Below are 14177 nucleotides of genomic sequence, written 5' to 3'. Positions count from 1 at the left end.
ACGCCGAGTGAGGTAGGTCCACGGTGAACAGCGAGGACGAGAAGTACGTCGAGTACCTGAAGCGTACGACCTCGGAACTGCGCCGCACCCGGCGGCGGCTGCGGGCGCTGGAGGCGCGCGACACCGAGCCGGTGGCCATCGTGGCGATGACCTGCCGCTACCCCGGCGGTGTCGGGTCGCCGGAGCAGCTGTGGGACCTCGTCCGCGACGGCGGCGACGGGATCGGCCCGTTCCCCGCCGACCGGGGCTGGGACCTCGACCGGCTCTTCCACCCCGACCCCGACCACCCGGGCACCAGCTACGTGCGCGAGGGCGGCTTCGTCTACGACGCCGGCGACTTCGACGCCGACCTGTTCGGCATCAGCCCGCGCGAGGCCGTCGCCATGGACCCGCAGCAGCGGCTGCTGCTGGAGGCCACCTGGGAGGCGTTCGAACGGGCCGGGCTGCCGCTGCCGGCCGTGCGGGGCAGCCGCACCGGCGTCTTCGTCGGCGCCGCCGCGCACGGCTACGACGCGATCCTCGCCCAGGCCGGGCAGGACGGCGAGGGGCACTCGCTCACCGGCAACTCGACCAGCATCGTCTCCGGCCGGATCGCCTACACGCTGGGACTGGAGGGGCCGGCGGTCACCATCGACACCGCCTGCTCCTCCTCCTCGGTGGCGATCCACCTGGCCGTGCAGGCGCTACGCAACGCCGACTGCGAACTGGCCCTGGCCGGCGGCGTCACCGTGATGCCCACCCCGGCCGTGTTCGTCGGGTTCAGCCGCCAGCGCGGGCTCGCCGCCGACGGCCGGTGCAAGCCGTTCGCCGCCGCCGCCGACGGCACCGGCTGGTCCGAGGGCGTCGGCATGCTGCTGCTGGCCCGCCTCTCCGACGCCCAGCGGCACGGCTATCCGGTGCTCGCGGTGATCCGGGGCAGCGCGGTCAACCAGGACGGGGCGTCCAACGGGCTGAGCGCGCCGCACGGCCCCTCCCAGGTACGGGTGATCCGGCAGGCGCTCGCCAACGCCCGGCTCACCCCCGAACAGGTCGACGTGGTGGAGGCGCACGGCACCGGCACCACGCTCGGCGACCCGATCGAGGCGCAGGCACTGCTGGCCACGTACGGGCAGGACCGGGGCGACGCGCCGCCGGTGCTGCTCGGCTCGGTCAAGTCGAACCTCGGGCACACCCAGGCCGCCGCCGGCGTCGCCGGCGTGATCAAGATGGTGCTGGCGCTGCGGCACGGCGTCGTCCCGCCGACGCTGCACGTGGACCGGCCGTCGCCGCACATCGACTGGGACGCCGGGGCGGTCGCGCTCGCCACCGAGGCCACGCCGTGGCCGGCCGTCGACCGTCCGCGCCGCGCGGCGGTGTCCTCGTTCGGGGTGTCCGGCACCAACGCGCACACCATCCTGGAGCAGGCCCCGGAGCCGGAACCCGCCGAGGACGAGCCGGCGCCGGTCGACCGGCCGGTCGTCCCGGTGCTGCTCTCCGCCCGCTCCCCGGAGGCCCTCGCCGCCCAGGCCGGGCGCTGGGCCGCCTGGCTCGACGCCGACCCCGACGTCCGGCCGCTCGACGTCGCGTACTCCTCGGTGGTGTCCCGGTCGGTGCTCGACCACCGGGCCGTGCTCGCCGCCGCCGGCCGCGACGACCTGGTGGCCGGGCTGCGCGCGCTCGCCGCCGGCGAGCCGGCCGGCACCGTCGTCACCGGCACCGGTACGCCGCGCGGCCAGCTCGCCGTGCTCTTCTCCGGGCAGGGCGCGCAGCGCGCCGGCATGGGTCGGGAGCTGTACGCGGCGTTCCCGGTGTTCGCCGCCGCGCTGGACGAGGTGTGCGGGCACCTGGACCGGGCGCTGCCGCGCCCGCTGAGGGAGGTGCTGTTCGCCGCCGACGGCACCGACGACGCCGCGCTGCTGGACCGCACCGCGTTCACCCAGGCCGGGTTGTTCGCGGTCGAGGTGGCGCTGTTCCGGCTGGTCGAGTCGTTCGGCGTCACCCCCGACCTGGTCGGCGGCCACTCCATCGGCGAGGTCACCGCCGCCCACGTCGCCGGGGTGCTGTCGCTGGAACACGCCGCCGCGCTGGTCGCCGCGCGCGGCCGGCTCATGCAGGCGCTGCCGGCCGGCGGCGCGATGCTCGCGGTCGCCGCCACCGAGGCCGACGTCCGCGCCACCCTGACCGACCCGGACGCGCCGATCGACGTCGCCGCCGTCAACGGCCCCGCCGCCGTCGTCCTCTCCGGCGCCGCCGACGAGATCGACCTTGCGGAACGGCGCTGGCGGGACCGTGGCGTGCGCACCCGGCGGCTCACCGTCAGCCACGCCTTCCACAGCCCGCTCATGGCGCCGGTGCTCGACCGCTTCCGCGCCGTCCTGGACCGGCTGACGTTCGCCGCCCCGACGCTGCCGGTCGTGTCGAACCTGACCGGCGACCTGGCCGACCCGGACGAGATCCGCACCCCCGAGCACTGGGTGCGGCACGTCCGCGAGGCGGTCCGCCACGCCGACGGGGTCCGCGCGCTGCGCGCCGCCGGCGTCGACACGTTCCTGGAGATCGGGCCGCGCGCGGTGCTCACCCCGCTGACCGCCGACATCCTGCCCGACGAACCGGTCCGTGCCGTCGCTGTCCAACGCGGCGACCGCGCCGAACCCGAGGCGCTGCTGGCCGCCCTGGCCGACCTGCACGTCCACGGCCACCCGGTCGCCTGGCCCACCTGGTTCACCGGGGCCGGCGCCCGCCGCACCGACCTGCCCACGTACGCCTTTCACCGCCACCGCTACTGGGCCGGCGACGGCGGCGTCCCGCCCGCGACGGCCACCGAGGGCGTCGACGGTGACTTCTGGGCCGCCGTGGAGCGCGGCGACCTGCCCGCCGTGGCGTCCCACCTGGCCGTGCAGGACGACCCGGAGGCGGTGGCCGCGCTCGCCCCGGCCGTACCGGTGCTCTCCTCCTGGCGGCGGGCCCGGCACCGCGACGCCACGCTGGACGGCTGGTCCTACCGGGTCGTCTGGGAGCCGGTCCACCCCTCCCCGGCGCCGGCGCTGACCGGCCGGTGGCTGGTCGTCGCGCTCGACGACCCCGCACCGTGGGCCGCCCCGCTCGCCCGGGCCGGCGCCGACGTCGACCTGCTCACCGTGCCCGCCGACGCCGACCGGGCCGCCCTGGCCGACCTGCTGCGCGACCACCCCGAGCCGGGCTGGCGCGGGGTGCTCTGCGTCCTGCCCGCCCCGGACGCGCCGCGACCCGACGCGCCCGCCGTACCGGCCGGGACGGCGCTGCTGCTCACGCTCACCCAGGCGCTCGCCGACACCGGCCGGTCGGGCCGGCTGTGGTGCCTGACCCGGGGCGCGGTCACGGTCGGCGGCGGGGAACCGCTCACCGACCCGTACGCGGCCACCGCCTGGGGACTCGGCCGGGTCGTCGCGCTGGAACAGCCCGACCGCTGGGGCGGACTGGTCGACCTGCCGGCCGGCGACACCCCGGACCGGGCCAGTGCCGACGCGCTGCTCACGGTGCTCGCCGACGGCGGCCACGACGAGGTCGCCGTCCGGGCGCACGGCACCTTCGGCCGGCGGCTCGTGCCCGCCGCCCCGCCCGCCGGACCCGGCTGGCGGCCCACCGGCACGGTGCTGGTCACCGGCGGCACCGGCGCGCTCGGGCGGCAGGTCTGTCGCTGGCTGCTCGACGCCGGCGCGACCGACGTCGTGCTCGCCTCCCGGCGCGGCCCGGACGCGCCCGGCGTCGCCGACCTGGTCGCCGAGCTGCCCGGCGCGCGGGCGGTCCGCTGCGACGTCACCGACTCCGCCGCGGTCGCCGCGCTGGTCGCCGACCTGCCCGCGCTGACCGCCGTGGTGCACGCCGCCGGCGCCGTCGACGACGGCATCCTCGAGGGCCTCGACCTGCCCCGCACACAGGCGGTGCTGGACGCCAAGGTCCGCGCCGCCCGGGCGCTGCACGACGCCACCGCCGGCCGCGACCTCGACGCGTTCGTGCTCTTCTCCTCGCTCGCCGGCGTGATCGGCAGCGCCGGGCAGGGCAACTACGCGGCGGCCAACGCGTTCGTGGACGCGTTCGCCACCTGGCGCCACGACCTCGGGCTGCCCGCCACCGCGGTCGCCTGGGGCGCCTGGGCCGCCGAGGGCATGGCCGCCGCCAGCGCCGACCTCACCGCCCGGCTGGTCCGGGGCGGCGTGCACCCGCTCCCGGCCGAGCAGGCCGCCGCCGCGCTCGGCCGCGTCGTCGGCGCCGGACCGGCGCTCACCGTCGCCGACGTCGACTGGGGACGCCTCGCCGCCACCCGCGGCCGGCCCGCGCCGCTGCTCACCGGGCTGCCCGGCGTGCCGGCCGGACCCGCCGTGGTGACCCCGGCCGTGGTGGTCGGCCGGTCCCTGCCGCAGCTCACCGAACTGGTCCGCGCCCAGGTCGCGCTGGTGCTCGGCCACCCGGCCGGCCGGCCGCTGCCCGACCGCACGTTCCGCGACCTCGGCTTCGACTCGCTCACCGCGGTCGAGCTGCGCAACCGGCTCGCCGCCGAGACCGGCGCGACGCTGCCCGCCACGCTCGTCTTCGACCACCCCACGGTCGCCGAACTCGCCGCCCACCTGCACGGCCTCACCGCCGACCCGACCGGCGGCGCGGTCGTCGCCGCCGACGTCGACCGGCACCGCGAGCCGGTGGCCATCGTGGCGATGAGCTGCCGCTTCCCCGGCGGCGTCGCCACCCCCGAACAGCTGTGGGAGCTGGTGGCCGGCGGCACCGACGCGCTGTCGACGATGCCGCAGGAGCGCGGCTGGAACGTCGCCGAGCTGTACCACCCGGACCCGGAGCACCTCGGCACCAGCTACGTGTGCGAGGGCGGCTTCCTGACCGGGGCCGGGGAGTTCGACCCGGCGTTCTTCGGCATCAGCCCGCGCGAGGCGGTGGCCATGGACCCGCAGCAGCGGCTGCTGCTGGAGACCGCCTGGGAGGCGTTCGAACGCGCCCGCCTCGACCCGGCCGGGCTGCGTGGCAGCCGCACCGGCGTCTACGTCGGCACCAACGGGCAGGACTACGGCTCGCTGCTGCTGGCCGCCGGCGACGGCGACGAGAACTACCTCGCCACCGGCGTCTCCGCCAGCGTCATCTCCGGGCGGCTCGCGTACACCTTCGGGTTGCACGGCCCGGCCGTCACCGTCGACACCGCCTGCTCCGCGTCGCTCGTCGCGTTGCACCTGGCCGCCCAGGCGTTGCAGGCGGGGGAGTGCGACCTGGCCCTCGCGGGCGGCGCCACCGTGATGGCCACTCCCGGCATCTTCGTCGGCTTCTCCCGGCAGCGCGGCCTGGCCGCCGACGGCCGGTGCAAGCCGTTCGCCGGCGCCGCCGACGGCACCGGCTGGGGCGAGGGCGTCGGCCTGCTGGTGCTGCAACGGCTCTCCGACGCCCGCCGCGACGGCAACCCGGTCCTCGCCGTGGTGCGGGGCAGCGCGGTCAACTCCGACGGCGCGTCCAACGGGCTGACCGCGCCCAACGGGCCGGCCCAGCAGCGGGTCATCCGGCAGGCCCTGGCCAACGCCGGACTCGCCCCCGACCAGGTCGACGCGGTCGAGGCGCACGGCACCGGCACCACGCTCGGCGACCCGATCGAGGCGCAGGCGCTGATCGCCACCTACGGCCGGGACCGCGACACCGACCGGCCACTGTGGCTCGGCTCGGTCAAGTCGAACCTCGGCCACACCCAGGCCGCCGCCGGCGTCGCCGGCGTGATCAAGATGGTCCTCGCCATGCGGGCCGGCGTGCTGCCGCCCACCCTGCACGTGGACGAGCCCACCCCGCACGTCGACTGGTCCGCCGGCACGGTCGCGCTGCTCACCGAGGCCCGGCCCTGGCCGGCCGGCGACCGGCCCCGGCGCGCCGCCGTCTCCTCGTTCGGCATCAGCGGCACCAACGTGCACACCGTCCTGGAACAGGCGCCGCCGGAGGAGCCCGCGCCGCGCGACGCCGTACCCGCTGGGGAACTGCCCTGGACGCTGTCCGGACGCGGGACCGCCGCGCTCGCCGCCCGGGCCCGCGACCTGCGTGCCCACCTGGATGCCGTGCCCGACGCCGCGCTGCCCGACCTGGCCTGGTCGCTCGCGACCACCCGGACCGCCCACGAACACCGCGCGGTCGTGCTCGCCGCCGGCCGCGACGACCTGGCCGCCGCGCTGGACGCGCTCGCCGCCGGCCGTCCCGCGCCGCACACCGTCACCCGCCCCCCGGGTACGGGCGGCGACGTGGTCTTCGTCTTCCCCGGCCAGGGTTCGCAGTGGACCGGCATGGCCGCCGACCTGCTCGCCACCGCCCCGGTGTTCGCCGAGACGTTCACCGCCTGCGCGCAGGCGCTGCGCCCCCACCTCGACTGGTCCCCGGTCGACGTGATCCGGGGCGCGCCGGACGCGCCGTCGCTGGAGCGGGTCGACGTGGTGCAGCCGACGCTGTTCGCGGTCGGCGTGTCCCTCGCCGCGCTGTGGCGGTCCTACGGCGTGCACCCGTCGGCGGTGGTCGGTCACTCGCAGGGCGAGATCGCCGCCGCGTACGTGGCCGGCGGGCTCAGCCTGGACGACGCCGCCGCCGTGGTGGCGCTGCGCAGCCGGGTCATCGCCGAGATCGCCGGTGACGGCGGCATGGTGTCGGTCGCGACCACCGCCGACGAGGCCACCGAGACGATCGGCCGGTGGGACGGGCGGGTCGCGCTCGCCGCGGTGAACGGGCCGACCTCGGTGGTGGTCTCCGGCGACGCCGCCGCCCTCGACGAGCTGATCGCCCACTACCAGGGCCGCGACGTGCGGGTACGCCGCGTGCCGGTGGACTACGCCTCCCACTCCGCGCACGTCGAACCGCTGCGCGAGCGGCTACGCGACCTCCTCGCCGGCCTGCGCCCGCGCACCGGCGACATCCGGTTCCGGTCCACCGTGACCGGTGACTGGACGGACACCGCCGGCCTCGACGCCGACTACTGGTACCGCAACCTGCGACAGACTGTCGGCTTCGACGCGGCGATCCGCGACCTGGCCGCCACCGGCCACCAGACCTTCGTCGAGGTCAGCGCCCACCCGGTGCTCACCATGGCGATGCAGGAGAGCGTCGAGGCGGCCGCCGCCGACCCGACCGCGGTCACCGTCACCGGCACGCTGCGCCGCGACGAGGGTGACCTCGCCCGGTTCCACCGGGCGCTCGCCGAGGCGTACGCCGGTGGGGTCGCGGTCGACTGGCGGCCCGCCTTCGCCGGCCTCGCCGCCCGCCGCCTCGACCTGCCCACCTACCCGTTCCAGCGGCAGCCCTACTGGCCGCGCCCGGCCGCCGTCCCCGTGGCCGCCGCCCCGGTCGAGCCGGACGAGGTCGACGCCCGGTTCTGGGCCGCCGTCGAGGCCGAGGACCCGGCCGCGGTCGGCGCCGAGCTGGCCGACACCGCCGACGTGCCCGCCGACGCGCTCGCCGCGCTGCTGCCGGCGCTGGCCGCGTGGCGACGCCGCCACCGCGACCAGGCCACCGTCGACTCCTGGCGCTACCGCGACGGCTGGCTGCCGGTCGCCCCCGACGCCGCCGACCGGCCGACACTCGACGGCGACTGGTGGCTGGTCACCGGCCCCGGCGACCTCGGCGTCGACGCGGCGGACGTCGTCGCGGACGCGTTGCGCCGGCACGGCGCCACCGTCGTCCCGCTCGCCCTGACCGGCGAGCGCACCGACCGGGACGCGCTCACCGCCCGGCTGCGCGACCGGCACGCCGACGCCCCACCCGCCGCCGTGGTCTCCCTGCTCGCGCTGGACGAGACACCGCTGCCCGCCCACCGGCACGTGCCGGCCGGCTACGCCGGCACCGTCACCCTCACCCAGGCCCTCGGCGACGCCGGGATCCGCGCGCCGCTGTGGACGCTCACCCGGGGCGCGGTCTCCACCGGACCCACCGACCCGCTGCCGCACCCCACCCAGCAGCTCGCCTGGGGGTTCGGCCGGATCGCCGCGCTGGAACACCCCGACCGCTGGGGCGGCCTGGTCGACCTGCCCGACACCGTCGACGACCGCACCGCCACCCGGCTGGCCCGGGTCCTCGCCGGCGCCGACGGGGAGGACCAGGTCGCGCTGCGCCCCACCGGCGCGTACGGCCGACGGCTGCTGCGCGCGCCGCTCGGCGACACCCCCGCCCCGCGCGACTGGCGGCCCACCGGCACCGCGCTGGTCACCGGCGGCACCGGCGCGCTGGGCGGGCACGTGGCCCGCTGGCTCGCCGCCCACGGCGCCGACCACCTGGTTCTGCTCAGCCGGCGCGGCCGCGACGGCGACGGCGTCGACGAGCTGGAGGCCGAGCTGACCGCACTGGGCGCCCGGGTCACCGTGGCCGCCTGCGACGCCGCCGACCGGGACGCGCTCGCCGCCGTACTCGCCGGACTGCCCGCCGAACACCCGCTCACCACCGTCGTGCACACCGCCGCCGTGCTCGACGACGCGGTCATCGGCGCGCTCACCCTCGACCGGATCGACCACGCGCTCGGCGCCAAGGTCACCGCCGCGGTCAACCTGCACGAGCTGACCCGCGACCACGACCTCGACGCGTTCGTGCTGTTCTCCGCGATGGCCGGCACCGTCGGCAGCTCCGGCGTCGGCAACTACGCCCCCGGCAACGCCTACCTCAACGCGCTCGCCGAGCACCGGCGCGGCCTCGGCCTGCCGGCCACCTCGATCGCCTGGGGCGCCTGGGGCGGCGGCGGAATGGCCGACGGGGAGTTCGGCCGGATGCTGCACCGCCACGGCGCGCCCGAGATGCACCCCCGCCTCGCGATCGCCGCGCTGCACCAGGCGCTCGCGCACGACGAGACGTACCTGACCGTGTCCAACATCGCCTGGGACCGGTTCCGGGTCGCGCTCACCGCCACCCGCCCGGCCCCGCTGATCGCCGAGATCCCCGAGGCGCGGCAGCTCGCCGCCGACCGGGAGCCGGACGAGACGGCCGAGGCCGCGCCGGCCGGCGCGTTCGCCCGGATGGCGTCCGACGAGCGCCGGGAGGCGCTGCTCGACCTGGTCCGCGACCAGGCGGCCACCGTCCTCAAGTACGCCGGCGGCGAGGCCGTCGACCCGCACCACGCGTTCCGCGACCTCGGCTTCGACTCGGTCACCGCGGTCGAGCTGCGCAACCGGCTCGCCACCGCCACCGGCCTGCGGCTGCCCGTCACGCTGGTCTTCGACTACCCGACCGCCACCGTGCTGGCCCGGCACCTGCACACCGAACTCGGCGGCGTCGCCGAGACCGGCCCGGCCGCCGGACCGACCCCGCTCGCCGACGACGAGCCGGTCGCGATCGTCGCCATGTCCTGCCGGTTCCCCGGCGGCGTCACCGACCCGGAGCGGTTCTGGCAGCTGCTGCACGCCGGCCGCGACGCGGTCTCGGACCTGCCCGGCGACCGCGGCTGGGACCTCGACGGACTCTACGACCCCGACCCCTACTCCGCCGGCACCTCCTACGTCCGCACCGGCGCGTTCCTCTACGACGTGGCCGACTTCGACGCCGGTTTCTTCGGCATCTCACCCCGCGAGGCCGTCGCCATGGACCCGCAGCAGCGCCTGTTGCTGGAGACCTCGTGGGAGGCGATCGAGCGGGCAGGGGTTGATCCGGGTGGCTTGCGGGGTTCACGAACAGGGGTGTTCGTCGGCACCAACGGCCAGGACTATGGGGCCCTGTTGATGGTGTCCGCGGACGAGGTCGAAGGGTTCGCGAGCACCGGGAACGCGGCGAGCGTGGTCTCGGGGCGGGTGGCGTACGTGTTGGGGTTGGAAGGACCGGCGGTCTCGGTGGACACGGCGTGTTCGTCGTCCCTGGTCGCGCTGCACCTCGCGGCGGCGGCGCTGCAACGCGGCGAGTGCGACCTGGCCCTGGCCGGTGGCGTGACCGTGATGGCCACCCCCGGGCTGTTCGTCGAGTTCTCCCGCCAGCGCGGCCTCGCCCCCGACGGCCGGTGCAAGGCGTTCGCCGCCGCCGCCGACGGCACCGGTTGGGGGGAGGGAGCCGGGATGCTGCTGGTCGAGCGCCTCTCCGACGCCCGGCGCAACGGCCACCCGATCCTCGCCGTGCTGCGCGGCAGCGCGGTCAACCAGGACGGCGCGTCCAACGGGCTCACCGCACCGAACGGGCCGTCGCAGCAACGCGTGATCCGGGCGGCCCTCGCCGCCGCGCGACTGTCCCCGGCCGACGTGGACGTGGTGGAGGCGCACGGCACCGGCACCACCCTCGGCGACCCGATCGAGGCGCAGGCGCTCATCGCCACGTACGGGCAGGGCCGCGCCGACGTCGAACCCCTGCTGCTCGGTTCGGTGAAGTCGAACATCGGCCACACCCAGGCCGCCGCCGGCGTCGCTGGGGTGATCAAGATGGTCCTCGCCATGCGGGCCGGCGTGGTCCCGCCGACCCTGCACGTGGACGCGCCGTCGCCGCACATCGACTGGTCGGCCGGCGCGGTCGAGCTGGTCACCGAGAACCGGGCCTGGCCCGCCGCCGGACCACGCCGGGCCGCCGTCTCGTCGTTCGGCATCTCCGGCACCAACGCGCACGTCATTCTCGAACTCCCCGACGAGACGCCCGCCGATGCCGCCCGGCCGGGGCCGCCCGCCGGCGCGGACACCGCCCGGTCCGGGCTGCTCGACGGCGCGCTCGCCTGGCCGGTGTCGGCGCGGACCCGCGACGGGGTGGCCCGGCAGGCCGGGCGGCTGGCCCGGCACCTGCGTGGCACCTCGGCAGACCCGGCGGTGATCGCCTGGTCCCTCGCGACCACCCGGTCGGCGTTCGACCACCGCGCCGCGGTGGTCGGGTCCTCGGCCAAGGACCTGTTGTCCGGGTTGGACGCGCTGGCCGCCGGCACGCCGTCGCCGGCCGTGGTGACGGGCACGGTGGCGGGGCGCGGCGCCGGCCCGGTGTTCGTGTTCCCGGGTCAGGGTGCGCAGTCGGCGCGGATGGCGGCCGGTCTGGTCGGCCGCACGCCCGTGTTCGACGCGACGCTGGCGGACTGCCAGGCGGCGTTGTCGCCGTTCCTGGACGTCGACCTGCCGTCGGTGCTGACCGGGGACGACGAGTCGTGGTTGGACCGGGTCGAGGTGGTGCAGCCCGTGCTCTGGGCCGTCGGTGTCGCCCTCGCCGCGGTCTGGCGGCACGTCGGTGTGAGCCCGCAGGCGGTGATCGGCCACTCGCAGGGCGAGATCGGCGCGGCGTGCGTAGCCGGGATTCTGTCTCTGGAGGACGCGGCGCGGACGGTGGCGCTGCGGTCCCGGGCGCTGGCCGCGCTACGGGGCACGGGCACGATGGCGTCGGTCGACCTGCCCGCCGACGAGGTGACGGCGCGGCTGGAAGCCGACCGCGCGACAGACGGTGCTGTCGGACCCGACGCGGTGGCACCGGGTGACACCGACGGCGCTGGACGGTTCTCCGGCGTGGGAATCGCGGCGGTGAACGGTCCGTCGACGGTGGTGGTGTCCGGTCCGCCGCAGGCGGTCGCCGATTTCGTGGCGGCCTGTCAGGCCGATGAGGTGCGGGCGCGGTTGATTCCGGTGGACTACGCCTCGCACTCGGCGGCCGTGGAGGAGGTCGCCCAGCGGTTGCGCACCGATCTGGCCGACGTCGCCCCGCAGCCCGGTCACATCCGTCTGGTGTCGACGTTGACCGGGGACTGGGTGGACCCGGCGAGCATGACGGCGGACTACTGGTACGACAACCTGCGCCGCACCGTCCGTTTCGACACGGCGGTGCGGACCGCGGTCGGCGCGGGGCACAGCACGTTCGTGGAGATCAGTCCGCATCCGGTGCTGGCGATGCCGGTCACCGCGATCCTCGACGACACCGCCACCACCGGGCACGTGCTGTCCACGCTGCGTCGAGGCGACGACGACCCGACCCGGCTGCTGACCAACCTGGCCACCGCCCACGCCGTCGGCCTGCCCGTCGACCTCACCCGCGTGCTGCCCGAGACGACCACCGTCGACCTGCCCACCTACGCGTTCGACCGGGAGCGCTACTGGCCCCGCACCCGCACCGTCGACACCGCCGACGCCCCGACCGGGGCCGACGCCGCGTTCTGGGCCGCCGTCGACAACGAGGACCTCGCCGCCCTGGCCGACCTCACCGCGCAGGACGCCACCGAGTCCCTCGACCGCCTCGGGGCCGCGCTGCCGCTGCTCGCCGACTGGCGACGCCGCCAACGCGACCGGTCCACCCTCGACGACCTGCGCTACCGGGCCGTCTGGCAGCCGTACGCCGGGGTTCCGGTCGCGTTCCTCACCGGCGCCTGGTGGGTCGTGGCGGACCCGGACGGCATCGCCGAGGCGGAGACGGCCGTGGCCGAACTGACCAGGCGCGGCGCGGACGCCCGGCTGGTCCTGCTGCCCGAGGACGCCACCGACCGCGCCGCCGTCGCCGCCCGGCTCACCGCCGCCGGCGCCGGCCCGGTCGACGGGGTGCTGTCCCTGCTCGCCCTCGCCGACACGCCGGCCGACGCCCCGGTGCCGCCGTTCCTGGCCCGGTCGCTGGCCCTGCTCCAGGCGCTCGGCGACCTGGACGTGCCCGCGCCGCTGTGGTGCGTCACCCGGGGCGCCGCCGGCACCACCCGCGACGGCGGCGTCGGCCGGCCCGAGCAGGCGCTGCTCTGGGGCCTCGGCCGGGTCGCCGCCCTGGAACACCCGCAGCGGTGGGGCGGCCTGGTCGATGTGCCGGCCACCCTCGACGACCACGGCTGGGACCTGCTCTGCGCCGCGCTGTCCGGCCCGGACGGTGAGGACCAACTCGCCGTCGACGGCGTCACCCTGCTGGTCCGCCGCCTCGTCCGGGCGCCCGGCGGTGGCGCCGACCCGGCGGACGGGCATCCCGGCACCACGCTCGTCACCGGCGGCACCGGCGCGCTCGGCGGGCAGGTCGCGCGCTGGTTCGCCGACCGGGGCGCGGCGCACCTGCTGCTGGTCAGCCGGCGCGGCGCCGACGCGCCGGGCGCGGCCGACCTGGTCCGCGACCTCACCGACCGGGGCGCCCGGGTCACCGTCGCCGCCTGCGACGTGGCCGACCGGGCCGCGCTGGCCAAGCTCCTCGACGACGTGCCGGCCGACGCGCCGCTGACCACTGTGGTGCACGCCGCCGGCGTCCTCGACGACGGGGTGCTCGACGGCCTCACCGCCGACCGGATCGCCGACGTGCTGCGGCCCAAGGCGCTCGGCGCGCTGCACCTGCACGAGCTGACCGCCGAGAAGGACCTGCGGGCGTTCGTGCTCTTCTCCGCGCTGCCCGGGCAGCTCGGCGCCGCCGGCCAGGGCAGCTACGCCGCCGCCAACGCCTACCTGGACGCGCTGGCCGAGCAGCGGCACCGGCAGGGCCTGCCGGCCACCTCCGTCGCCTGGGGGCCCTGGGCCACCGGCGGCATGGCCGACGCCGACCCCGCCGTGGCCGAGCGTCGCCGGCGCAGCGGCGTCACCCGGCTCGACGCCGACCTCGCCCTCACCGCGCTCGCCGGCTGCCTCACCGGCCGCGAGCCGGTCACCCTGATCGCCGGCGTCGACTGGGCCCGCTACGTGCCCGGCTTCACCGCGGTCCGGCCCAGCCCGCTGCTCACCGGGATCCCCGAGGCGCGCCGCGCCGCCGCCGAGCGCGCCGAGGAGGGCGGCCCGACCGCCGACTCGCTCGCCGCGCTGCTCGCCGGGCAGACCGACGCCGAGCGGCGCCGGACGGTGCTGGACCTGGTCCGCGGGCAGGCCGCGGCGGTGCTCGGACACGCCTCCGACGCCGCCGTCGAACCGGACCGGGCGTTCCGGGACCTCGGCTTCGACTCGCTGACCGCGGTGGAGCTGCGCAACCGGCTCACCGCCGCCACCGGAGTACGGTTGCCCGCCACCGTCGTGTTCGACTACCCGACCGCCGCGCTGCTCGCCGAGTACGTCCGCGCCGCCGTCGTCGACGGGGGAGTGGCCGCCGCGACGCCGGTCTTCGGCGAGCTGGAACGGCTGGAGGCCGCGCTGGCCGGCGCCGCGCCCGACCGGGGCGCCCGGCTGCGGATCACCGAACGACTGCGCACGCTGCTGGCCTCGCTCAACGAGGTGGACGCCCCGGCCGACGGCGACGGTGTCGCCGGCAAGCTCCAGGACGCCACCCCGGACGAGGTCTTCGACTTCATCGACCGCGAGCTGGGGGTGTCCTGACGTGACCGGTGCCGGTTC

1 protein-coding gene is annotated in these 14177 nt (G+C 77.1%); it reads left to right on the top strand.

All coding sequences use genetic code 11. The features are described from left to right. Positions 1-23: 23 nt before the first annotated feature. Positions 24-14159: a type I polyketide synthase gene (locus GA0070622_RS19240; protein ID WP_091574853.1), complete on the top strand. Its 14136-nt coding sequence runs from the start codon at positions 24-26 to the stop codon at positions 14157-14159. Positions 14160-14177: the final 18 nt, after the last annotated feature.

The organism is Micromonospora sediminicola (genome assembly GCF_900089585.1).
Lineage (GTDB): Bacteria > Actinomycetota > Actinomycetes > Mycobacteriales > Micromonosporaceae > Micromonospora > Micromonospora sediminicola.
Note: the sequence above shows the minus strand (reverse complement) of the source record. Positions and strands in the feature narration are given on the sequence as shown.